This window comes from Streptomyces sp. SYP-A7185 (assembly GCF_046103685.1).
Classification (GTDB): domain Bacteria; phylum Actinomycetota; class Actinomycetes; order Streptomycetales; family Streptomycetaceae; genus Streptomyces.
In genome coordinates this window covers 6,331,228-6,353,426 of record NZ_CP122310.1, presented here as the reverse complement: position 1 = coordinate 6,353,426, position 22,199 = coordinate 6,331,228, and the positions used below count along the sequence as shown (strand labels likewise).

The following is a 22,199-nucleotide window of genomic DNA, read 5'->3' as shown; positions in this document are numbered from 1 at the left end:
GCGTGCCGGACCGGTTGCACTTCGGGCCCGACGATCTTCTGCGGTGCCGCTTCGCCGTGTCGCCGCTGTGGGAGACGCAGGAGGCCGTGCGCACCCTGAAGCGGCCCGACCGGCACGGCTACCACCCGCAGTGGCTGCGGCGGATCCGCGGCGCGAGTGCCGGACTCGACCTCGCGGCGCTGTGGCTCCTGATGCCGGCGCGCGGGTACTGCCCGGACTTCATCGGCCCGCCGCCCATCGGCCCGGCCGCCACCTTCGAGGAGGAGATCGCGGCCGTGCGCGCGGCCGATCCCGGGGCCGCGCGGGAGGAGTTGGTGCGGGCGCTCGCCTCCACCCCGGGGGCCGCGGACTCCGCGCTCGGGCGCACGCTGCTTGCCGATCCGGCGCGCGCGGTGCGGGACCTCGCGGACGCCATGGAGGCGGCCTGGCACGCACTGGTCGAGCCGGACTGGCCCCGGCTGCGCGCCCTCCTGGAGGCGGACGTCGCCTTCCACTCGCGGCGGCTCGCGGAGATCGGCCTCGGGGCGCTGGTGGCCGAGCTGGACCCCCGGTTCACCTGGGAGTCGGAGACGCTGACCGTCGAGCGGTCGGCCGGTCACGTACGGCATCTGGCGGGGCAGGGCCTGGTCCTGATGCCCAGCGTCTTCGCCTGGCCCGACGTGGTGGGCGGCCACGACCCGCCCTGGCAGCCGACCCTGGTCTATCCCGCCCGCGGGCTCGCGGGCCTGTGGGCCGAGCCGAGCGACCGTACGTCCGAGGCCCTGGTGCGGCTGCTGGGGCGCGGCAGGGCCACGGTCCTCGCCGCGCTCACCGATCCGGCCACCACGTCCGCCCTCGCCCACCGTCTGGGGCTCGCGCCCTCGTCCGTCTCCGCGCACCTCGGCGCCCTGCGCGACGCGGGACTGCTGGTCTCGCGGCGGTACGGACACCAGGTGCTGTACGCACGCACGCCGCTCGGCATCGCGCTGGCCGGCGGCGGCATCTGAGGGGCCGTCCGGTGTCGTAACCGAGGGCGATTGGGCCGCTATGTAACGATTGCCCGGTCACCGTCGCCCAAGGGGGCTGGATGCACCGGCTGCTCCGCACGTTCACCGCACTCACGGCCCTGACGGCCCTCGGGCTCACGGCAGGGTGCTCCTCCGAATCCGGCAAGGGCGAGGAGCGGGCGGCCACCGAGGCCGGCCCCTCCACCGACGCCGGCCGCACGGCCTCGCAGAGCGCCTTCTGGGTCGACCCGCAGAGCGCCGCGGCCCGGCAGGTCAGGCAGTGGGAGCAGGAGGGCCGCACCCAGGACGCCGCCGCCCTCAAGCGGATCTCCGAGCGGCCCATGGCCGTGTGGCCGGCGGGCGACGACCCGGCCCCGGACATCAAGGCGGCCGTCGACGGCGCCGCGCGGGACGACCGCACCGCCGTGCTCGTGGCGTACAACATCCCGCACCGCGACTGCGGCCAGCACTCCGCGGGCGGCGCGCACAGCTCCGACTTCTACCGGCAGTGGGTCGACGCGTTCGCGGGCGCCATCGGCGACCGGCCCGCGGTCGTCATCCTGGAGCCCGACGCCATCCCGCACATCGTGGACGGCTGCACTCCCGCCGAGTACCACGACGAACGCTTCTCGCTGCTCTCCGGAGCCATCCAGCGGCTCAAGGAGCAGCCCCGGGTGAAGGTCTACCTCGACGCGGGCAACCCCGGCTGGATCAACCGGGCGGACAAGCTCTCCGAGCCGCTCCAGCAGGCGGGCATCGACCGGGCGGACGGCTTCTCGCTGAACGTGTCGAACTTCCAGGACGACGCGACCATCAAGGCGTACGGCCGCAGCCTCTCGGGGATCGTCGGCGGCAAGCACTTCGTGATGGACACCAGCCGCAACGGCAAGGGGCCGCTCGCCGGTGACCGCGCCGACGCCTGGTGCAATCCGCCGGGCCGCGGCCTCGGCACCCCGCCCACGGACAAGACCGGCGAGGAGCTGCTCGACGCGGTCCTGTGGATCAAGCGGCCGGGCGACTCGGACGGACCGTGCCGCGGCGGCCCGGCGGCCGGTCAGTGGTGGCCCGACTACGCACTGGGCCTCGCGCGCAACGCCAAGGACGCCTGACGCGGCTGACCCGCCTGACCTGCCTGACCTGCCTGACCTGCCTGACCCGGCGGAACCGATGGTCCCGCCGGGGGGCTCCGGCCAGTGCACGTGGCTGCGCTGCGGCTAGTTCACGTGGATCCACTTCGCCACGGACGACGCGCCGTCCTGGTCCGTCACGAAGAGCATGTACCAGCCCGGCGGCACCAGCGCGGTGTCGCCCCTGGGCACGTCCACCGTCACCTCGCCCTTGCCCTTGGTGAGGCCGAGCGCGATCGACCGCTGCTCCACGTCCGTCGTGTGCGTCACCGCGCTGGGGCGCATCAGACGGGCCGAGGCGATCTTCCCGGGGTCCTTCGTGCGGAACGTCGCGCGGCCGTCCGCCGCGAGCTGCTCCGGGCCCTCGCCGAGGACCGGGCGGCGGTCGCCCGCCTTGTGCAGCGTGGGCGGCGTGAAGACCTCCATGCGCTGCTCGAAGTGGCCGAGCTTGGTGTTCTGATGGTCGTCGAAGAGCGGGTCCGAGCCAAAGGTGACGACCCGTCCGTCGGGCAGGAGCAGCGCCTCGGAGTGGTAGTTGCGGCCCACCTTGGGGGACGCGGCCGAGCGGAAGCTGTTCGACTTGGGGTCGTAGAACTGCGCCTTGAGGATGTTGCTCCCGCCGCGACCCCGGTAGTCCTTGGAGCCGTTGGACGTGAACACCGAGTCGTCCGGCAGGATCACGCTGTTCAGGTACCGCGTGCCCTGCGGCAGTTCGGGCCCGGTCCTGAAGGCGGGGCTCTTCTCTTTGAGGTCCACCACGGCCGTGCGCCGGGTCGCCTTCTCGGACTCGCCGACGCCTCCGCCGCCCAGGATCATCACCTTCTGGTCCTGCGCCGGGGGCAGCAGGAGGGACGCGGACGTCTCGGTCTGGTCGAGGTCGACGAGGCCGGGGATCTTCTCGAACTTGTTGGTCTTCAGGTCCCACAGGCCGGGGTCACGGCCCTTGTCGGCGGGCCCGTAGCCCGCGTTCGACGCCGGGTAGAAGAGCTTGCCGCCCTTGGTGAGGAAGAGCGCCGGGTAGGTCGGGAAGTAGCGCTTGGGGCCGTCGGTCCACTTCTTCGTCTTCGGGTCGTAGATCTCGTTGTCGCCCGGGTCGATCATGCCCACGTCGTCGAGGCCGGAGACCGCGAGCACCTTGCCGTCGTCGAGACCGACGAGCGTGGGGTACCACCGGGCCTTCTCCATCGGCTCCACGGGGACGTACTTCTCGGCCTTGGGGTCGAACTCGTAGGCCGCCTTGATCCCCTGGAAGTCCTGCTTGTCCATGGTGATCTTCTCGGCGATCCCGTACGCGTTGTCCGCGTCCTTGCCGGTGAGGCCCTCGATCTCGTACTGGGCGGACTTGCGCGTGACGAACTCCCGGCCCTCCTCGGCGGCCTCGACGAAGACGCGTGCCTCGCTCGCCTTGACCGTCGTCTTCCAGGGCTGCATCACCCCGCTCTTGGAGTACGTGATCTTGTAGTCCCGCTTGGCCTTGGGGACCTTCACGTCGAACTTGCTCACGTACTCGACGCCCGACGGGGAGCGGAAGCGGGTGCCCTTCTTGAGGACCATCGCCTTGTCGGGGTTCTCGTTCTTGACGCGCATGCCGCCGCCCGCGCGGTTGACCTCGCCGTCGAGGAGTTCGTAGCGGGCCGTGCCGCCCGCGACCAGGAGCCGGCCGTCGGGGAGCTGGGCGTGGCCCGAGCAGAAGAAGTCCTCCGGGGTCCTGACCTTCTTGAAGGTGTCCGTCTTCGGGTCCCAGAGGATCGTGTCGAACGAGCCCGCGTCGAACTTCTTCTGCTCGTTCCCGGAGCCCGCGACGATCAGGACCTTGCCGGTGTGCAGGAGCGCGGCGTGGATGGCGTTGGTGCGGAACTCCTCGGGGATGCCGATCTGCTTCCAGGAGCCGTACTTGGCCTTGTAGCCGGGCTGAGCGATCTTGTACTCGTAGTACCGCTCCTCGGCGAAGGAGACCGCCGCCGGTGCGTTGAGTCCTACGAGCAGCGCGCCCGCGCCGACGCCGAGCAGCGTCTTCTTGGTGCGCTTCGAGGGCCGGTAAGCCATGGGTCAGTTCCCTCCTGTCGTCGTACCGGTGGCGAAGGCCGGCTCCGGCTCGCCCTCCGCACCGGCGGTTGCCCTGTTCCCGGCGTTCTCGGCGTCCTGCCTGCCGAGGCGGCGCGCCTTCTGGCGGGCCTGCCCGCGGACCCTGCGCTCCTTGAGGAGCGTGAAGCTCCAGATCGCCACCGGGGCGAGCGAGATGACCATCGCCAGGACGGCCCAGGTCCGCATCGCCACGTGGGTGTGGCCGAGCACGAACGAGGCGACCAGGGAACTGGAGAGGACCGCCGCCCAGAAGAGGTGGATGCGGAAGGTCATCACCCGGTCCGGGCTGGCGTCGCCGCCCTTGGGCGTGACCACGAAGCGGCTCGGGCGGCGCACGACGGCGGCGCCGAGCGACTTGGCGTAGATGGGCGCGGAGAGCGCGGACATCGCCATGCCGGCGAGGCCTCCGGAGCCCTCCGGTTCGTGCGGGGAGACGTTGTGGCGGCGGTTCCACAGGTAGAGGCCGACCTGGAGGGCCGCCGCGTCGCTGTAGAGCATCAGCCAGACGGATGCGGCGACCTGCGTGCCGGACGCGCCGAACCAGAGGAACAGCACGCAGCTCAGCACGCCGAGCAGCCAGTTGACGGCCGTCATGGGGTAGTAGACGAGCATCATCGTGTACGAGAAGAGGCGGCCGGGCGGCATCGTGAACGGTGCCTTCCAGTACTGCTTGAACAGCGTCTCGTACGTCCCGCGCGACCAGCGCATCTGCTGGGTGAAGAAGTCCGTCCAGGAGGCGGGGCCCTCGCCGACGGCGAGCACGTCCGGGGTGTAGACGGACCGCCAGTGCCGCTTGGTGAGCGGGTTCTTGTGCCGGTGCAGCTCGAATCCGGTGGCCATGTCCTCGGTGATGGAGTCGTACAGACCGCCGACCTGGCGCAGCGCCTGGATGCGTACGACGTTGTTGGTGCCGACGAACATGGGGGCGCGGTAGCGGTTGCCCGCGCGCTGGATCAGCGCGTGGAAGAGGAACTGCTGGGACTCGGCGGCCTTGGTGACGGGGGTGTCGTAGTTCCCGTAGACCTGGGGTCCGACGACGAAGGCGACGTCCTCGTCCCGGAAGTAGCCCATCATCCGCTCCAGGAAGTTGGGGAGCGGGACGTGGTCGGTGTCCACGGAGGCGAAGAACTCGTACTCGCCGCCGTGCATCGCGAGCCAGGCGTTGTAGTTGCCGTGCTTGGTGCGGGCCTTGTGGACACCATTCTTGCGGTTCCACTCGGGCACGCCGTTGCGGGTGAAGTGGCGTACGCCGAGTTCGGCGCAGAGTGCCTTGGCGTCCGCGTCGTCGCCCTCGTCCAGGAGCCAGACGTCGAGGGGGCCGGTGTGGTGGACGCGCTTCGCGCCTTCGAGGGTGGCGCGGACCATGCTGAGGGGTTCCTTGCCCGGGACGTACGTCGTGAGGAAGGCGACGCGGGTGCCGGGCTCGGGGGTGACCGGTATCGGGTCCCTCGCCACCATCGTCGCGTGGGCGATCGAGATGACGTTGACGAGCATGAAGATCTCGATGAGGCCGATGGCCACGAGCATCGTGACGTCGAGCCCGATGAGCCAGCGGTCGGCGCCTTCACGTTGCGTCCAGTGCGTCGGCCACACGAGGTAGACGAGGAGGAGGCCGGTGAGGACGGGCGCGAGCGTCATCAGGATGACGGCCCGTATTCGGTGGGGCTCGCTGGAGAGAAGCTTGTTGTACTGCACCCGATAGCGGCCGCCTTCGCCGCTGCCGCCGCCGTCCGGCTCCGTGAGCGGTCCGGCGAGTGTGCTGTGGGTGTCGTAGTCGTAGCCCTCCGGCCGCACAGCGCCCTCCAGGTCGTGGGTGAACTGGCTGTGGCAGGTTCAGGTGCGAACGAGCCGATACCCACACAAAAGTGGAGTTTCCCCGGCGTGTCGAACCGGACGCGTCCGTGCGAGGGGTTTTAGGGTGATCGGTTCACCGCTGGTCCGTCCGGGGGGCGCGCCGCGGGGGCACGGACGGGTGGGCGGGAAACGCTTGTTCGGCAGGGATGAACCGCAGGGCAAACGGGCGGGCGGGAAAGGCCCGTTCGCAGGAGCCACCGCCGGGAGCAAGCCCGCCCGGCGGGGCAAGCGCTAGGACCGCACGGCCCGCCGCAGGCGGTGCCGCATGGCCCGCTGCGCAAGGGGGCCCAGCTCCTCGACCGCCGTCACCAGGACGGACAACTGCTCCAGGGCGTCCAGCGCACTGCCGGCCCCCTCCGCGTCCACCCCTTCGTACAGCTCCAACCCTACGAAGGACGCGGCCACCGCACGCGCCAGCCCCGCGGGATCCGCGAACTCCCCCAGCGGAGACGTGGCGAAGACCCGCACCAGGACCTTCTCGATCTCCTCGATCCACAGGGCGAGCCCCGCCGCCGTAGCGGGGGCGAGGCGGGGCTGCGTCTGGGCGCCCGCGAGCAGCTGGCCGAGCACGGCGACATGCCCCTCGGCCCGCTCCTCCGCGTGCATCTCACGCCCGAATTCGAGGAGCTCGGCCAGCGAGGACACCGCGTCCAGCCGCTCCCGGTAGCGGGAGACCCGCTGCTCCGAGCCGTGGCGGCAGGCCGCGGCGAGGAGTTCGTCGACCGAGCCGAAGTGGTAGAAGACCAGCGCCTGGTTGACCCCGGCGGCAGCCGCGATCGTCCGGGCGGACGTCTTCGCGATGCCTTGCTCCGTGAGCGTGCGCAGCGCTCCCTCCAGGAGCTTGCGTTTCGTGTCGGCGCTCACGCCCTCGCCTCCTCGCGCACGGGCCGCAGTCCGGGCCGCACCCCATGGCTGCGGACGTCCGCGTACTGCGCGGTGAAGGAACCCTCGTACCCGAAGAGCGGTCCGAAGTGGCGGTTCACCACCCTGACCTGGATGCGGAAGCGGCCGGTGGAGTCGTCGTAGGACTCCCGCACCTCGGCGTCGCCGCCGATCAGGCCGGGCACGTCGACGTCCACCGGCCCCTCCCGGAAACGGTGCCGCCCGGAGCGGATCAGGAGGGAGCCGTCCGGCTCCGCCCGCGGGTGGAGGTCGCTGGCGAGGTGCTGATGGGTGCCCAGATAGTCGAGGATCCGGTCCCCCTCGGGGCCCAGGACCATCTGGGCGTCGAAGCGGCGGGACCGGCCGGGAAGATCGAAGGTGCGCACGAAGCTCACCGTCTCACGGCCGAACGTGTCGACGTACGGCACGTTCTCGATGACGAAGGGCACGTGGCGTCCCGCGCGCGAGACGAGGATGTTGCGGGTTCCGCCCAGGGCGAGGAACGGTTTCACGAAGCCCCTGCCGTGCCAGATGCGGTCCATGACGCCCCGGCCCGTGCACGTCTCGCCGCTCGCCAGGCCCACCGAAAAGCGGCGTCGCAGCTGGGGGTGGAGACGGTCGAAGTCGGCGCCCATGACCGTACGGAAGATCGACGAGGTCATGAGCGCTCCTGAAGGGTCGCCAGAACGCGCGGCGCACGCGTGCGTGGCGGCGGTTTCCGGAGGCAGCGGCGTGCCGCCGGCGTCGTGGGCAGGGGCGGCAGGACGAAGGCAAGCGCCAGGACCGCGGGCGCCAGCATCGGCGCGGCGAGGGCGGCGGCGATCAGGCAGCCGGCGCGGACGCCCGCCTCGGCCACGGCGTGCAGCAGCAGGCGCTCGGGGGTGATTCCCCGCTCCAGCCAGAGCCGCAGCCGGTCGAAGGACCAGGCGGTGGCCCAGCCCATCAGGGGGCGGAAGACGGCCCGGTCGGCGAGGGCGCCGAAGCGGCCCCAGCGCGGCCGGTAGTCGTAGCCGGTGAGGAAACGGATGCCGCCGTCCGGGTCCGGGACGTAGCGCCAGTACCCCGAACCCTCCCGCAGGAGCGACAGGGGGTGCGGGGACGCGAAGCGCAGGGCCGATGTCCTGGTGCCGTCCGCGCGGAGCTTCTCGCCCGCGGAGACGCCGGTTCCGGCGAGGGTGAGGAAGGGCAGTACGCGCGTGCCGTACCGGAAGTGCTGCGGCTCGCCCGGCACCCGCGGCAGGTAGTCGATCTCGGTGAAGCGGAGGTCCCAGCGCTGATGCCGGGACGGCTCCTGGGTGTACGCCCAGAGCGCGTCGAGGTCGGCGTCTATTCGCGCTTCGACATACAGACTCACGGCATACCCCCAGGTCAGTGCACTTTGAGCGACTGCTCAAGAAGAGGGTAGGGAGTTTTGAGCGATCGCTCAAGTCTGGGGGCGGCAGAAAGCCCCCGCCGGATTCCGGCGGGGGCTTGCGGCAGTGCGGGGCCCTACGAGGGCGTTCGCGGGCGTACGAGGACGGGGCGGGGACGGCTGCGCGGAGGAGCGGGGGCGGCTACGCGGAGAGGTGCCGCTCCACCGTCTCGACCTTCGACGTCATCCCGTCCGTCACACCGGGGCGGATGTCCGCCTTCATGACGACGGACACCCGCGGCGCCCGCGCCTCGACCGCGGCGACGGCACGCTTGACGACGTCCATGACCTCGTCCCACTCACCTTCGACGGAGGTGAACATGGCGTCGGTCCGGTTGGGCAGCCCGGACTCGCGGACGACGCGGACCGCGTCGGCGACGTACTCCCCCACGTCCTCGCCGACGCCGAGCGGCGTCACGGAGAAGGCGACGATCATGCGCCGACCACGCCTTCCTTGCGGGCACGGGCGGCGATCACGCCGGCCTCCTCGTCGCGCTTGAGGAGCCGGTCCCCGTACAGCCCGCCGAAGGGCAGGACCGCCAGCACGAAGAACAGGGCCACCCGCTTGAACGGCCACTTCGCGCGGTTCCAGACGTCGAGGAGCAGGACCACGTAGATGGTGAAGAGGACACCGTGGATCAGGCCGAGCGGCAGGACCAGGGAGTCGTAGTCGAGGACGATCCGGAAACCAGTACCGAAGATCAGCAGCGCCGGGAAGGAGAGCGCCTCGGGAATGGAGGCCAGGCGCAGTCGGTGCAGGGCGGAAGCGGTCTTGATGTCCACGGATCACCTTCGGTGGGAGGCGGGAGCGAGGGGCGGGGCGGCTCGGCGGCATGGATCTTGTGAATGCGCGCACAAGCGACCCCCATTGTGACATCGGGGTGTTCTCGGGGTTCGCTCAGGGGCCGTTGCCCTGTTCCGACCCCATATCCGACGGCTACCGTCGATGCGTGGCAACGTTCCGACTGCAAGGCAGCAGGGTGCTCGCCGTGGACATGTCCGGCGACGCCGTCAAGGCGAAGAACGGCTCGATGGTCGCGTACGACGGCCAGATGGCCTTCAAAAAGATGACGGGCGGGGGCGAGGGGATTCGGGGGATGGTGACCCGCCGCCTCACCGGCGAGCAGATGACGGTGATGGAGGTGAAGGGGCACGGCACCTGCTGGTTCGCCGACCGCGCGACGGAGATCAATCTGGTGCAGCTGCGCGGCGAGACGCTCTTCGTCGAGGCCGGCAATCTCCTGTGCACGGACGGCGGACTGCGCACAGGCACCCACTTCACGGGCGTCCGCGGCGCCTCGCAGGGCAACGGCCTGTTCACCACGACCGTCGAGGGCTCGGGCCAGGCCGCGATCATGTCCGACGGCCCCGCGGTGGTGCTGCGCGTGAGCCGGCAGTATCCCCTCACGGTGGACCCGGGCGCGTACGTGGCCCACCAGGGAGACCTCCGGCAGAACCTCCAGTCGGGGGTCACTTTCCGTACGTTGCTGGGCGAGGGCGGCGGCGAGGCCTTCCAGATCCGCTTCGAGGGCGAAGGCCTCGTCTACGTCCAGCCCAGCGAGCGCACCACGATCGCGGGGGACGTCTGACATGCCCTTCCGGGAGATCAACTCGAAGATGGTCGAGGCGACCGTCCTGCCGGGCCAGCGCCTGTTCAGCCAGCGCGGCGCGATGCTCGCCTATAAGGGCGACGTGGCGTTCACGCCCAACATCCAGGGCGGCCAGGGCGGCCTGGCCTCCATGATCGGCCGCCGCGTGGCGAACGAAGCGACGCCCCTGATGACCGTGGAAGGCAGCGGCACGGTCCTGTTCGGACACGGCGGCCACCACATCCAGGTGATCACCCTCACCGGGGACACCCTCTTCGTGGAGGCGGACCGGCTGCTCGCCTTCGACGGGACGCTCCAGCAGGGCACGATGTTCATGGGCTCGCAGGGCGGCGTCATGGGCATGGTCCGCGGACAGGTCACCGGCCAGGGCCTCTTCACGACCACCCTCAAGGGACACGGCGCGGTCGCCGTCATGGCGCACGGCGGGGTCATCGAGGTGCCGATCACCCCCCAGCGCCCGGTCCACGTCGACCCGCAGGCCTATGTGGCCCACCACGGCGACGTGCGCAACAAACTCTCCACGGCACTCGGCTGGCGCGACATGGTGGGACGCGGCTCGGGCGAGGCGTTCCAGCTGGAGCTGTCGGGCAGCGGTGCGGTGTACGTCCAGGCGTCGGAGGAGAAGCTGTGAACCCCTCAGTCCCCACCGGGCCCGCGGGGGCGCCCGCGCCCCTCGACCCGATGACGCTGCCGAGCGACGACAGCGTGAACGCGTACACCTTCTGCGTGGAGCTCAAGGGGAGCCAGTGGTTCCTCCAGAAGGGAAAGATGATCGCCTACTACGGGTCGATCGAGTTCAACGGCATCGGGCACGGCCGCCTGGACCGCCTGGTGCGCACGAGCTTCCATTCGCCCCTGCACGCCAGCGACTGGGTGGTGGCCGACGGCCAGGGCAAGATGCTCCTCGCCGACCGGGCCTTCGACGTGAATTCGTACGACCTCGAAGACGGCAACCTGACCATTCGCTCCGGCAACCTCCTCGCTTTTCAGCCAACTCTCGCGCTCAAGCAGTCCATCGTTCCGGGCTTCCTGACCCTGATCGGGACGGGAAAGTTCGTGGCCGCGTCGAACGGCCCGGTGGTGTTCATGGAGCCGCCGATCCGGGTCGATCCACAGGCCCTGGTGGGCTGGGCCGACTGCCCCTCGCCCTGCCATCACTACGACCACGGATATCTGACCGGGGTCATCGGTGGCGTGCGGGCACTGACCGGCATCGGGGGAACCTCAGGCGAGGAGCACCAGTTCGAGTTCGTGGGCGCCGGCACGGTGCTCCTCCAGTCCTCCGAGGCGCTCATGACCGAGCAGGCGACGGGTGCGGTCCCGCACCAGGCGGGCGTGCCGGGCGGCCATGGCACACCGGGCCAGCAGGGACAGCAGCCGGGACAACCGCGCCTTCCCGGACAACTGGGGGACCTCCAGCGTCGCTTCGGCCTGTGAGCGGTAGTCTGCGGAGTGTGACGGCGAACGCCTGTGCCCCTCTGTCACCTGGAGGGTGAGAGGTGCGCGTCACACACCGACATTCGTTCACCTTTCAACTTCTTAGGTAGAATCGATTCCATGGAGACCGAGACGGCCCCGCAGTGGCTGACCAACGAGGAACAGTGCGCCTGGCGCACCCACGTGGAGGTCAACAGGATGCTGACATATCAGCTCGAGAAGGACCTCCAGCCGTTCAACCTGACCATGAACGACTACGACATCCTCGTGCATCTCTCCGAATCGGAAGAGAAGAGGATGCGCATGAGCGATCTGGCGGCCGCCACACTGCAGTCCAAGAGCCGCCTGTCCCATCAGATCACCCGCATGGAGAACGCGGGCCTGGTCCGCCGGGAGAACTGCGAGTCCGACCGGCGCGGGCTCTACACCGTCCTCACGGACGAGGGCATGGAGACCATGCAGCGGGTCGCCCCGCACCACGTGGCCTCCGTCCGCCGGCACTTCGTCGACCTGATCTCACCCGAGGCGCTCGGCGAACTCCACAAGGCCCTGACCCCGATCGCGGAACACCTCCGCGCCCAGCGGGGCAAGCCCTGACCCTCACCGGGTGGCGGCAGGGACCCTGAGCTCGAAGAGCGCTCCCCCACCGGGGGCCTCCTTGACCACGAGCGTCCCGCCGTGGCGTGCGGCGACATCGCGCGCGATGGCCAGGCCCAGCCCCGCCCCGCCGTCATCCCTGGTGCGGGCGTCGTCGAGACGGACGAAGCGCTCGAAGATCCGGTCGCGCTCGCCCTCCGGCACGCCGTCCCCGTCGTCGGACACCTCAAGGACCGCCCACGCGCCCTCGGCGCGGGTGGCGACCGTGACGTACGAGCGCGCGTGCCGCTGCGCGTTGTTCACGAGATTGCCGAGCACCCGGGCCAACTGGCCCCGGGAGCCGGTGACCTCGACGCTCTTCAGCTCCATCCGGACGTCGGCGCGGTCCCGCGTGCGCTGCGAGAGCTCCTCGCGGGCCAGGGCCGCCAGGTCCACGAGAGCCTCGCCCGGCTTCTCGCCCGCGTCGAGGCGGGCCAGGAGCAGCAGATCGGCGGCGAGTTCCTGAAGTCGTACGGTGTCCTCGACCGCACCGTCCACGTCCAGCAACTCCGGGTGGGCCGCGCCCACTTCGAGCTGGGTACGCAAGGAGGCGATGGGGCTGCGCAGTTCGTGCGAGGCGTCGGCCACGAAGCGGCGCTGACGTTCCACCGAGTGCTGGAGGGCGGCGAGCGTCTCGTTCGTGGTCGTGGCCAGGCGGGCGATCTCGTCGTGCGTGTCCGGCTCGGGCACGCGGCGCGCGAGGTCCTCGGAGGCGGTGATCGCCGCCATCTCGGAGCGGATCGCGTCCACCGGACGCAGGGCGCGGCGCGTCACCAGCCAGGTCACCAGGGCGATGACGGCCAGGAGCAGCGGGAAACCGATGAGCATGGACGTCAGCGCCGTGGAGACCGCGCTCTGCCGGGCGGCGAGCGAGGCGCCCGCGTAGACGGTGAGGTCGCCCTTCTTCTCGACGTTCACCTCGACCGCGGCGAAGCGGTAGTCCCGCGTCTCGCCGTCGACGGTGGCCGATCCTGTGGTGACGGCCGCCGGGTCCTCGGAGATCTCCCCGGCTTCCGGCGATTCACCGTCGCCCTCGTCGTCGTCCTCACCGTCGCCCCGGGGCGGCGCGGACGCCGGCCGGGGCTTCACGGCGTCGGTGCCCGTGCCGCTGACGCGCTCCAGGTCCTCGCTGGCGGCGACGAGCCGCCCCTTGCCGTCGACGACCTGGACGGGATGGTCCTCTCCGTCCAGATCCAGATCGTCGTACGGCACGTTCGTGGCGAGCTGCGTCGCCACCCCGCGGGCGGCGGACTCGGCCTGGCCGCTCGCCTGGTCGGTCAGGCTCGCGCGCAGCGAGAGCAGGACGGCCGCGCCGGCGGCGACCAGCGCGACGGCCACGACGAGGCTGGCGCCGACGGTGGCGCGGGCCCGTACGGAACTGAAGAAGCGCTTCATCGGGGGGTCTCCAGGCGGTATCCGGCGCCGCGCACGGTCTTGATCAGGGGTGCGCCGAGCTTGCGGCGCAGCGCGCTGATGTACACCTCGACGATGTTCGGGTCGCCTTCATAGGCGAAGTCCCACACGTGCTCCAGGATGTCTCCCTTGGAGACCACCTCGCCCGCGCGCAGGACGAGCTGCTCCAGGACGGCGAACTCCTTCGCGGTGAGCGTCACTTCACCGTCGCCGTTCCCCTCGCCGTCGCCGTCGCCGCGGAAGACGCGCCGCGCCGCCGTGTCGACCTTGAGGTCGCCGAGGGTGTGCACGGGGGAAGGGCCCGCGTTGCCGCGGCGGCGCAGCAGCGCCTTCACCCGGGCGACCAGGACGACGTACGAGAAGGGCTTGGTGAGGTAGTCGTCGGCGCCCGTGTCGAGCCCCTCGGCCTCGTCGTACTCGCCGTCCTTGGCGGTGAGCATCAGGATCGGCACGTCGTGGCCGGCGGCGCGCAGGGTGGAGCAGACGCGGTAGCCGTTCATGCCGGGCAGCATGATGTCCAGGATGACCAGGTCGTACGTCCCCTCGCTCGCCCGGTGCAGTCCGTCGAGGCCGTCGTGCACGACGTCCACGGCGAAGCCCTCGGCCGTCAGTCCCTTGGCGAGCGACAGGGCGAGCCGCTTTTCGTCCTCCACGATCAACAGGCGCATGCGTTCAGGGTGGCAGAGCGAACCTGAAGAGTTCTTCAGGCGGCTTCAGGCTGGCTTCAGGGTCGTTCAGCCAGATTGGTCCTTGTCGAAAGCGAACGGCAGCGGCCCACCGGCCGCGAGGCCAACGACTCGGGAGGAACCCCCTTATGAAGCGCAACATCGTCATCGCCACCGTCGCGGCCATGGCCCTCGTCGGGGGCGGCACCGCGACAGCGCTCGCCGTCAGCGGCGACGACGAGTCGTCGGCCGCCGCGAAGAAGTCGAGCGTTCAGCTGAAGGACAACGACCGGGACGACCGCGACGACCGCGACGACCGCGACGACCGGGCGGACGACCGGGCGGACGACCGGAACGACGACCGTGACGACGCCGCGGAGAACACCGCCGAGGTGAAGGCCGCGAAGGTGACGGCGGCCGACGCGATCAAGGCGGCGCTCGCCGGCACGTCCGGCACGGCGGTCTCCGCCGAGCTGGACGACGAGGACAACGGTGGCCTGGTCTGGGACGTCGACGTGCTCAAGGGCGACACGTGGCACAGCGTCCAGGTCGACCCCGGCACCGGCAAGGTGCTCGGCTCGCACACCGAGAAGGACGACGACGGCGACGCGAAGCGGGTGGCCGCGACCCTCAAGGGTGCCTCCGTCAACGCCGAGGACGCGGCGAAGGCCGCCGCGGGCAAGGGTGCGGTGACGTCCGTGGACCTGGACGACGACGGTACGGCCAAGGCCTGGGAGGTCGAGACCTCCGGTGCCAAGGGTGCGGAGTCCGACTGGAAGGTCGACCTCGGGTCCGGCAAGGTCACCGCCGACAAGTCGGACGCCGCGGGTGACTCCGAAGACGACTCGGACGACAACGACTCCGACGACTGATCCCCCGTCCCCCCGGGAAACCGGCCCCGCAGGGCACCCCCTGCGGGGCCGACCCGCGTCGCCGGTCACCCCGGAGCAGCGAAACCCCCTCAGGCCCCGCCAAGGCCCCTCACCCAGAGGTCAAGTTCTCCACCAGTTCGTCCGCCGCCGCGTACGGGTCCAGTTCGCCCAGGACGATCCGCTCCGCCAGGGCCGAGAGCCGCGCGTCGCCATGGAGATCGGCAATTCGCTCCCGCAAAGCCGTGACCGCGATGGTCTCCACCTCACGGGCCGCCCGCGCGGTACGCCGCTCGGCGAGGACACCCCGCTCCTCCATCCAGGCCCGGTGCTTCTCCAGGGCCTCGACGACCTCGTCGATCCCCTCGCCCCGCGCGGCCACCGTCTTCACGATGGGCGGCCGCCAGTCCCCCGCCGCGCGGGACTCCCCGAGCCCCAGCATGTGGTTCAGCTCGCGCGCGGTCGCGTCCGCGCCGTCCCGGTCCGCCTTGTTGACGACGTACACGTCGCCGATCTCCAGGATCCCGGCCTTCGCCGCCTGGATCCCGTCCCCCATGCCGGGGGCGAGCAGCACCACCGACGTGTCCGCCTGCGAGGCGATCTCCACCTCGGACTGGCCCACGCCGACCGTCTCCACCAGGATCACGTCACAGCCCGCCGCGTCGAGCACCCGGATCGCCTGCGGCGCCGACCAGGCGAGGCCGCCCAGATGGCCGCGCGTGGCCATGGAGCGGATGTAGACCCCGGGGTCGGACGCGTGCTCCGACATCCGGACCCGGTCACCGAGCAGCGCGCCCCCGGAGAACGGGGACGACGGGTCGACGGCGAGGACGCCGACCCGCTTGCCCGCCCTGCGGTACGCGGAGACCAGCGCCGACGTCGACGTCGACTTGCCGACACCGGGCGATCCCGTGAGGCCCACCACGTACGCACGGCCCGCCAGCGGAGCCAGCGCCGCCATGACCTCGCGGAGCTGCGGTGACGCCCCCTCGACCAGTGAGATCAGCCGGGCCACGGCCCGTGGCCTGCCCTCGCGGGCCTGCGCCACCAGGGAGGGGACGTCCTGCATGTCAGACAGCTCCGTTCCAAGCAGTGGAGGGAAGGTTCAGACGCACGACGGCGTCAGGCCTTCGCCACCTTCACGATCAGTGCGTCACCCTGTCCGCCGCCACCGCACAGCGCGGCGGCGCCCACGCCGCCGCCCCGCCGCTTCAGCTCCAGGGCGAGGTGCAGCACGACGCGTGCTCCGGACATCCCGATCGGATGCCCCAGGGCAATGGCACCACCGTTGACGTTCACCTTTTCCGAGGACACCCCGAGGTCCTTCATTGACTGCACCGCGACCGCGGCGAAGGCCTCGTTGATCTCGATGAGGTCGAGGTCCGCGACGTCCAGGCCCTCCTTCTTCAGCGCGTGCCGGATGGCGTTCGAGGGCTGCGACTGGAGCGAGTTGTCCGGGCCCGCGACGTTGCCGTGCGCCCCGATCTCGGCGATCCAGTGCAGGCCGAGCTCCTCGGCCTTGGCCTTGGACATCACCACGACCGCAGCGGCGCCGTCGGAGATCTGCGAGGACGTGCCGGCCGTGATCGTGCCGTCCTTGGTGAAGGCGGGGCGCAGCTTGCCGAGCGACTCGGCGGTCGTCTCGGCGCGGATGCCCTCGTCCTTGGAGAACAGGACCGGGTCGCCCTTGCGCTGCGGGATCTCGACCGGGGTGATCTCGGCCTCGAAGATGCCGTTCTTCTGGGCGGCGGCCGCGCGCTGGTGCGATGCGGCGGCGATCTCGTCCTGCTCGGGGCGGCCGATGCCCAGGCGGGTGTTGTGCTTCTCCGTGGACTCGCCCATGGCGATGTTCTCGATGGAGTCGGTCAGACCGTCGTACGCCATGGAGTCGAGCATTTCCACGGCGCCGTACTTGTAGCCCTCGCGGGACTTGGGGAGGAGGTGCGGTGCGTTCGTCATCGACTCCTGGCCGCCGGCGACGACGACGTCGAACTCGCCCGCGCGGATCAGCTGGTCGGCGAGCGCGATCGCGTCGAGCCCGGAGAGGCACACCTTGTTGACGGTGAGTGCGGGGACGTTCATGGGGATGCCCGCCTTGATGGCGGCCTGACGCGCCGGGATCTGCCCTGCCCCGGCCGTGAGGACCTGCCCCATGATCACGTACTGCACCTGGTCGCCGCCGATGCCGGCCCGGTCGAGCGCGGCCTTGATCGCGAAACCGCCCAGGTCGGCGCCGGAGAAGGACTTCAGCGAGCCGAGCAGGCGGCCCATGGGCGTTCGCGCGCCCGCGACGATCACTGAGGTGGTACCGGTCGTTCCAGACATGTGCCACGGCCCCTTGGGAGGAGGAGTTAATGAGGGTTTACTTGAATGTACTGAGCGGTACGCCGCGCGTCATCGGGCGTTCGGTGTGATCGCGCGCACGTTGCGTAATCACTGCCGGAAGGGCTGCACTGAAAACATGCTGACGCGAATCGATCACATCGGGATCGCCTGTTTCGACCTCGACAAGACCGTCGAGTTCTACCGGGAGACATACGGCTTCACGGTGTTCCACACCGAAGTCAACGAAGAGCAGGGCGTGCGCGAGGCCATGCTCAAGATCAATGAGACGAGCGACGGCGGCGCCTCCTACCTGCAGCTCCTCGAACCCACGCGCGACGACTCCGCCGTGGGCAAGTGGCTGGCGAAGAACGGCGAGGGCGTGCACCACATCGCCTTCGGCACCGCGGACGTCGACGGCGACGCCGCCGCCGTCAAGGACAAGGGCGTACGGGTCCTGTACGAGGAGCCCCGCATCGGTTCCATGGGGTCCCGCATCACCTTCCTGCACCCCAAGGACTGTCACGGTGTGCTGACCGAACTCGTCACCTCGGCAGCTCAGGAGTCACCGGAGCACTGACCTCCGCATACTTGGGCCGGTAGGGTTGGGCTCGGCCGTCCGAAGTTCGGGCGGCCGGTCGTCCGTACGCTGGGCGGCCGCTTGCCGGGGTCCGGGTTTCGGGGGACGAGCGTCGGGGCAGCAGCCCGTGCTCTGCTGTTGATCTGACACCATTCCCCGTGGGCCCCGTTCGGCGGATGGACAGGGCTCGTAAGAAGAGACTTGCGACCAGGGGACGGATGGGACCGCGCAGTGCGGGGCTACGAACGCCAAGAGAGCTCGCGGGCTGAGACGGACCATCTTTCGCGGTTCGAGGCCGAGATGGACCGGCTGAAGACCGAGCGAGAGAAGGCTGTTCAGCACGCCGAAGACCTCGGCTACCAGGTCGAGGTGTTGCGCGCCAAGCTGCACGAGGCGCGCCGCAACCTCGCGTCCCGCCCTGCCTATGACGGCGCGGACATCGGCTACCAGGCCGAGCAATTGCTCCGTAATGCCCAGATCCAGGCCGATCAGCTGCGCCAGGACGCCGAGCGGGAGCTGCGCGACGCCCGTGCGCAGACCCAGCGGATCCTCCAGGAGCACGCCGAGCAGCAGGCCAGGCTCCAGTCCGAGCTGCACTCCGAGGCGGTGTCCCGGCGCCAGCAGCTCGACCAGGAGCTGTCCGAGCGCCGCCAGACCGTCGAGTCGCACGTCAACGAGAACGTGGCGTGGGCCGAGCAGCTGCGGGCGCGCACCGAACAGCAGGCGCGCCGCCTGCTCGACGAGTCGCGCGCCGAGGCCGACCAGGCCCTGGCCGCCGCCCGCGCCGAGGCCGAGCGCGTGGCCGAAGAGGCCCGCCAGCGGATGTCGAGCGACGCCGAGTCCGCCCGCGCCGAGGCCGAGGCCATCCTGCGCCGGGCCCGCTCGGACGCCGAGCGCCTCCTGAACGCCGCGTCCACGCAGGCGCAGGAGGCCACCGACCACGCGGAGCAGCTGCGCTCCAGCACGGCCACCGAGTCCGAGCAGGCGCGCCGCCAGGCCTCCGAGGCGAGCCGGGCCGCCGAGCAGCGCATGGCGGAGGCCGAGACGGCGCTGCGCGAGGCGCGCGCCGAGGCCGACAAGGTCGTCGCCGAGGCCAAGGAACTGGCCTCCAAGCAGCTCTCGGCCGCCGAGGGCGCCAACGAACAGCGCACGCGTACGGCCAAGGAACAGGTCGCGCGGCTCGTCGGCGAGGCCACCAAGGAAGCCGAGGCCACGAAGGCCGAGGCCGAGCAGCTCGTCGCGGACGCCCGTGCCGAGGCCGAGAAGCTGATCAAGGACGCCGCCGAGAAGGCGCGCACGATCACCGCCGAGGAGACCGCCGGCCAGCTCGCCAAGGCCGCCCGCACCGCGGAGGACGTACTCGACAAGGCGTCCAAGGACGCCAAGGAGACGACGAAGGCCGCCACCGAGGAGGCCGAGCGGATCCGCACCGAGGCCGAGTCCGAGGCGGACCGGCTGCGCGCGGAGGCGCACGACATCGCCGAGCAGCTCAAGGGCACGGCGAAGGACGACACCAAGGAGTACCGCGCCAAGACCGTCGAGTTGCAGGAGGAGGCGCGCAGGCTGCGCGGCGAGGCCGAGCAGCTGCGGGCCGACGCGGTCACCGAGGGCGAGCGCATCCGCGGCGAGGCCCGGCGCGAGGCCGTCCAGCAGATCGAGGAGGCGGCCAAGTCCGCCGAGGAGCTGCTCGCCAAGGCCAAGGCCGACGCCGAGGAGCTGAAGTCCGCCGCGGCCACCGAGAGCGACCGCGTCCGCACCGAGGCCATCGAGCGCGCCACGACGCTGCGCAAGCAGGCCGAGGAGACGCTGGAGCGCACCCGCGCCGAGGCCGAGCGGCACCGCGAGGAGGCCACCGAGCAGGCCGAGGCCACGAAGTCCGAGGCCGAGGCCGCCGCGCGGGCCCTGCACGAGGAGACCGAGCGGGCGATAGCGGCACGTCAGGCCGAGGCGGCCGACGAGCTGGCGCGCCTGCACCGCGAGGCCGAGGAGCGTCTCGCCTCCGCCGAGCAGGCGCTGACCGACGCCCGCGCCGAGGCCGAGCGCATCCGCAAGGAGGCGTCGGACGAGACCGACCGCCTGCGCTCGGAGTCCGCCGAGCGGATCCGCACCCTTCAGTCGCAGGCCGAGACCGAGGCCGAGCGGCTGCGCACCGAGGCCGCTGCCGACGCCTCGCAGGCGCGCGCCGAGGGCGAGAACGTCGCCGTGCGGCTGCGTTCGGACGCCGCCGCCGAGGCCGAGCGGCTCAAGACCGAGGCCCAGGAGTCGGCCGACCGCCTCCGCTCGGAGGCCGCAGCCGCCGCCGAGCGGGTGGGCGCGGAGGCCGCCGAGGCGCTGTCCGCCGCCCAGGAAGAGGCCGCCAGGCGCCGCAGGGAGGCCGAGGAGACCCTAAGCTCCGCGCGGTCCGAGGCCGACCAGGAGCGCGAGCGGGCCCGCGAGCAGAGCGAGGAGCTTCTCGCCTCCGCCCGCAAGCGCGTCGAGGAGGCGCAGGCCGAGGCCGTGCGCCTCGTCGAGGAAGCCGACCGCAGGGCGACCGAGATGGTCTCCAGCGCCGAGCAGACCGCCCAGTCCGTACGGGACGCGGTGGCGGGCCTCCAGGAGTCCGCGCAGGAGGAGATCGCGGGCCTGCGCAGCGCCGCCGAGCACGCGGCGGAGCGCACCAGGACCGAGGCGCAGGAGGAGGCCGACCGCGTCCGCTCCGACGCGTACGCCGAGCGGGAGCGCGCCGCCGAGGACGCCGGCCGCACCCGCCGCGAGGCGAGCGAGGAGTCCGAGGCCGCCAAGTCCCTCGCCGAGCGCACGGTTTCGGAGGCGATCGCGGAGGCCGAGCGGCTGCGCTCGGACGCCTCCGAGTACGCCCAGCGGTCGCGTACGGAAGCCTCGGACGCGATCGCGTCGGCCGAGCAGGACGCGTCCCGCACGCGGGCCGACGCCCGTGAGGACGCCAACCGCATCCGCGGCGACGCGGCGAGCCAGGCCGACCAGCTGATCGGCGAGGCGCGCAGCGAGGCGGAGCGGCTCCAGAACGAGACGGTCGCGGAGGCCGAGCGGCTGCGGACCGAGACCGCCGCGGAAGCCGAGCGGGTGCGCGGCGAGGCGGCTTCGGAGGCCGAGCGGGTGCGCTCGGAGTCCGTGGCCAAGGCCGAGAAGCTCATCTCGGACGCGACGGGCGACGCCGAGCGGCTGCGCGCGGACGCCGCCGAGACGGTCGGCTCCGCCCAGCAGCACGCCGAGCGGATCCGGTCCGACGCCGAGCGCGTCAAGGCGGAGGCCGCGGCCGAAGCCGAGCGGGTCACCTCGCAGGCCCGGGAGGAAGCCGAACGGACCCTGGACGAGGCGCGCCAGGCGGCCAACAAGCGCCGCTCGGAGGCGGCCGAGCAGGTCGACACCCTCATCTCGGAGACGGCGGCCGAGGCCGACAAGCTGATCAAGGACGCGCAGGAGAAGGCCCTCAAGGCGACCACGGACGCGGAGGCCCAGGCCGACACGATGGTGGGCGCGGCCCGCACGGAGGCCGACCGGCTGGTCTCCGAGGCGAGGGTCGAGGGCAACTCCCTGGTGGAGAAGGCCCGCACGGACGCGGACGAACTGCTCGTCGGCGCCCGCAGGGACGCCACGGCCATAAGGGAGCGCTCCGAGGAGCAGCGCGACCGCCTCACCGCGGAGATCGAGGAGCTGCACGAGCGTGCGCGCCGCGAGTCCGCCGAGGCGATGCGGTCCGCGGGTGAACGCTGTGACGCTCTGGTGAAGGCCGCGGAGGAGCAGCTCGCCGAGGCCGAGGCGAAGGCCAAGGAGATGGTCTCGGACGCGAGTTCCGAGGCCGGCAAGGTGCGGATCTCCGCCGTGAAGCGGGCCGAGGCGCTGCTCAAGGAGGCCGAGACGAAGGTGGCCGAGCTGGTGCGCGAGGCCGAACGCGTCAAGGCGGAGGCACAGGCCGAAGCGGAGCGTACGGTTGACGAGGGCAAGCGAGAACTGGAGGTCCTCGTCAGGCGCCGGGAGGACATCAACGCCGAGATTTCCCGTGTCCAGGACGTGCTGGAGGCGTTGGAGTCTTTTGAGGCCCCGCCGATCCCCGGCGCGAAGGACGGTGGCGTCAAGGCCGGTGCAGCCGCGGGGTCAACTCGATCGGGTGGCAAGCCGTCTGAGGGCTAGCCAAAGAACATCTCGCGTGCTTTGTAAGGACCTTCGGCACTGTCGCTGGCAAGTGCTCCGGCGGTTAGCCACTCAAAAGGGGTGTCATTCTCCAGATCAAACGGGCATCTGCTCGATGACACGCCGCTTGGACCCCTAGGATTCCCCCTATCACCTCACCGGTCTCATTCGAC

At 71.1% G+C, this 22,199-nt stretch carries 20 protein-coding genes; 9 read left to right on the top strand and 11 right to left on the bottom strand.

From position 1 onward, the window contains the following. The first annotated feature begins 2 nt into the window (after nt 1-2). Nucleotides 3-986 carry a DUF5937 family protein gene (locus QBL25_RS28060; RefSeq protein ID WP_409059739.1) on the top strand — a complete coding sequence of 328 codons (984 nt, stop codon included), beginning with the start codon at nt 3-5 and terminating at the stop codon, nt 984-986. A gap of 80 nt (nt 987-1,066) precedes the next feature. Next, nucleotides 1,067-2,095, top strand: a complete 1,029-nt coding sequence (locus QBL25_RS28055; RefSeq protein WP_409059738.1) for a glycoside hydrolase family 6 protein — start codon at nt 1,067-1,069, stop codon at nt 2,093-2,095. 105 nt (nt 2,096-2,200) lie between these two features. On the opposite strand, the gene QBL25_RS28050 is transcribed toward QBL25_RS28055, so the two are convergent. From QBL25_RS28050 to QBL25_RS28020, 7 genes are all read right to left on the bottom strand, one after another. Continuing rightward, complete coding sequence (locus QBL25_RS28050; RefSeq protein WP_409059737.1) at nt 2,201-4,159, bottom strand: galactose oxidase-like domain-containing protein; 1,959 nt, start codon at nt 4,157-4,159, stop codon at nt 2,201-2,203. Between the two features lie 3 nt (nt 4,160-4,162). Next, entirely contained in the window at nt 4,163-5,992 is a 1,830-nt protein-coding gene (locus tag QBL25_RS28045; RefSeq protein WP_409059736.1) for a glycosyltransferase family 2 protein, read from the bottom strand. 291 nt (nt 5,993-6,283) lie between these two features. After that, nucleotides 6,284-6,916, bottom strand: coding sequence for a TetR/AcrR family transcriptional regulator (locus tag QBL25_RS28040; RefSeq protein ID WP_409059735.1), 633 nt, complete (start codon nt 6,914-6,916; stop codon nt 6,284-6,286). Continuing rightward, entirely contained in the window at nt 6,913-7,596 is a 684-nt protein-coding gene (locus QBL25_RS28035) for a DUF4166 domain-containing protein (RefSeq protein ID WP_409059734.1), read from the bottom strand. Before QBL25_RS28035 ends, QBL25_RS28040 begins: the two co-directional genes overlap by 4 nt. Next, on the bottom strand, nt 7,593-8,288 hold the full coding sequence (locus QBL25_RS28030; RefSeq protein WP_409059733.1) for a hypothetical protein: 696 nt from the start codon (nt 8,286-8,288) through the stop codon (nt 7,593-7,595). The genes QBL25_RS28035 and QBL25_RS28030 overlap by 4 nt, the downstream gene beginning before the upstream one ends. 199 nt (nt 8,289-8,487) lie before the next feature. Next, nucleotides 8,488-8,781, bottom strand: coding sequence for an MTH1187 family thiamine-binding protein (locus QBL25_RS28025; RefSeq protein WP_160507269.1), 294 nt, complete (start codon nt 8,779-8,781; stop codon nt 8,488-8,490). Then, the gene (locus QBL25_RS28020; RefSeq protein ID WP_409059732.1) at nt 8,778-9,128 is read right to left on the bottom strand and encodes a DUF3817 domain-containing protein; all 351 of its coding nucleotides are present in this window, start codon (nt 9,126-9,128) and stop codon (nt 8,778-8,780) included. The genes QBL25_RS28025 and QBL25_RS28020 overlap by 4 nt, the downstream gene beginning before the upstream one ends. A gap of 167 nt (nt 9,129-9,295) precedes the next feature. On the opposite strand from QBL25_RS28020, the gene QBL25_RS28015 reads away from it, so the two are divergent. The 4 genes from QBL25_RS28015 to QBL25_RS28000 all read left to right on the top strand — a co-directional run bounded on the left by QBL25_RS28015 (nt 9,296) and on the right by QBL25_RS28000 (nt 11,989). Beyond that, nucleotides 9,296-9,934 carry an AIM24 family protein gene (locus QBL25_RS28015; RefSeq protein WP_409059731.1) on the top strand — a complete coding sequence of 213 codons (639 nt, stop codon included), beginning with the start codon at nt 9,296-9,298 and terminating at the stop codon, nt 9,932-9,934. Between the two features lies 1 nt (nt 9,935). Beyond that, complete coding sequence (locus QBL25_RS28010) at nt 9,936-10,586, top strand: AIM24 family protein (RefSeq protein ID WP_409059730.1); 651 nt, start codon at nt 9,936-9,938, stop codon at nt 10,584-10,586. Nucleotides 10,587-10,636: 50 nt separating this feature from the next. After that, nucleotides 10,637-11,392 carry an AIM24 family protein gene (locus QBL25_RS28005; protein ID WP_409062800.1) on the top strand — a complete coding sequence of 252 codons (756 nt, stop codon included), beginning with the start codon at nt 10,637-10,639 and terminating at the stop codon, nt 11,390-11,392. Between the two features lie 120 nt (nt 11,393-11,512). Next, nucleotides 11,513-11,989, top strand: a complete 477-nt coding sequence (locus QBL25_RS28000) for a MarR family winged helix-turn-helix transcriptional regulator (protein WP_409059729.1) — start codon at nt 11,513-11,515, stop codon at nt 11,987-11,989. 3 nt (nt 11,990-11,992) lie between these two features. Here the strand turns inward: QBL25_RS28000 and QBL25_RS27995 are convergent, their stop codons facing one another. After that, complete coding sequence (locus QBL25_RS27995; protein WP_409059728.1) at nt 11,993-13,423, bottom strand: ATP-binding protein; 1,431 nt, start codon at nt 13,421-13,423, stop codon at nt 11,993-11,995. Further along, complete coding sequence (locus QBL25_RS27990) at nt 13,420-14,109, bottom strand: response regulator transcription factor (protein ID WP_409059727.1); 690 nt, start codon at nt 14,107-14,109, stop codon at nt 13,420-13,422. Before QBL25_RS27990 ends, QBL25_RS27995 begins: the two co-directional genes overlap by 4 nt. A 146-nt stretch (nt 14,110-14,255) precedes the next feature. Here QBL25_RS27990 and QBL25_RS27985 point away from each other — a divergent pair, with 146 nt between their 5' ends. After that, nucleotides 14,256-14,978, top strand: coding sequence for a PepSY domain-containing protein (locus tag QBL25_RS27985; protein WP_409059726.1), 723 nt, complete (start codon nt 14,256-14,258; stop codon nt 14,976-14,978). 109 nt (nt 14,979-15,087) lie between these two features. On the opposite strand, the gene meaB is transcribed toward QBL25_RS27985, so the two are convergent. Next, on the bottom strand, nt 15,088-16,044 hold the full coding sequence (gene meaB, locus QBL25_RS27980) for a methylmalonyl Co-A mutase-associated GTPase MeaB (RefSeq protein ID WP_409059725.1): 957 nt from the start codon (nt 16,042-16,044) through the stop codon (nt 15,088-15,090). A gap of 53 nt (nt 16,045-16,097) precedes the next feature. Beyond that, on the bottom strand, nt 16,098-17,300 hold the full coding sequence (locus tag QBL25_RS27975; RefSeq protein WP_409059724.1) for an acetyl-CoA C-acetyltransferase: 1,203 nt from the start codon (nt 17,298-17,300) through the stop codon (nt 16,098-16,100). Between the two features lie 136 nt (nt 17,301-17,436). On the opposite strand from QBL25_RS27975, the gene mce reads away from it, so the two are divergent. Then, a complete protein-coding gene (gene mce / locus QBL25_RS27970; protein ID WP_409059723.1) occupies nt 17,437-17,877 on the top strand; it encodes a methylmalonyl-CoA epimerase in 441 nt (146 codons plus the stop codon). 231 nt (nt 17,878-18,108) lie between these two features. After that, the gene (gene scy / locus QBL25_RS27965; protein ID WP_409059722.1) at nt 18,109-22,026 is read left to right on the top strand and encodes a polarized growth protein Scy; all 3,918 of its coding nucleotides are present in this window, start codon (nt 18,109-18,111) and stop codon (nt 22,024-22,026) included. Nucleotides 22,027-22,199: the final 173 nt, after the last annotated feature.

Excerpts from the sequence above, each read along its gene's own strand:
- QBL25_RS28055 (WP_409059738.1), top strand. The coding sequence starts at position 1,067 with ATGCACCGGCTGCTCCGCACGTTCACCGCACTCACGGCCCTGACGGCC.
- QBL25_RS28050 (WP_409059737.1), bottom strand. The coding sequence starts at position 4,159 with ATGGCTTACCGGCCCTCGAAGCGCACCAAGAAGACGCTGCTCGGCGTC.
- QBL25_RS28035 (WP_409059734.1), bottom strand. The coding sequence starts at position 7,596 with ATGACCTCGTCGATCTTCCGTACGGTCATGGGCGCCGACTTCGACCGT.
- QBL25_RS28025 (WP_160507269.1), bottom strand. The coding sequence starts at position 8,781 with ATGATCGTCGCCTTCTCCGTGACGCCGCTCGGCGTCGGCGAGGACGTG.
- QBL25_RS28010 (WP_409059730.1), top strand. The coding sequence starts at position 9,936 with ATGCCCTTCCGGGAGATCAACTCGAAGATGGTCGAGGCGACCGTCCTG.
- QBL25_RS28005 (WP_409062800.1), top strand. The coding sequence starts at position 10,637 with ATGACGCTGCCGAGCGACGACAGCGTGAACGCGTACACCTTCTGCGTG.
- QBL25_RS28000 (WP_409059729.1), top strand. The coding sequence starts at position 11,513 with ATGGAGACCGAGACGGCCCCGCAGTGGCTGACCAACGAGGAACAGTGC.
- QBL25_RS27995 (WP_409059728.1), bottom strand. The coding sequence starts at position 13,423 with ATGAAGCGCTTCTTCAGTTCCGTACGGGCCCGCGCCACCGTCGGCGCC.
- QBL25_RS27990 (WP_409059727.1), bottom strand. The coding sequence starts at position 14,109 with ATGCGCCTGTTGATCGTGGAGGACGAAAAGCGGCTCGCCCTGTCGCTC.
- QBL25_RS27985 (WP_409059726.1), top strand. The coding sequence starts at position 14,256 with ATGAAGCGCAACATCGTCATCGCCACCGTCGCGGCCATGGCCCTCGTC.
- meaB (WP_409059725.1), bottom strand. The coding sequence starts at position 16,044 with ATGCAGGACGTCCCCTCCCTGGTGGCGCAGGCCCGCGAGGGCAGGCCA.
- QBL25_RS27975 (WP_409059724.1), bottom strand. The coding sequence starts at position 17,300 with ATGTCTGGAACGACCGGTACCACCTCAGTGATCGTCGCGGGCGCGCGA.
- mce (WP_409059723.1), top strand. The coding sequence starts at position 17,437 with ATGCTGACGCGAATCGATCACATCGGGATCGCCTGTTTCGACCTCGAC.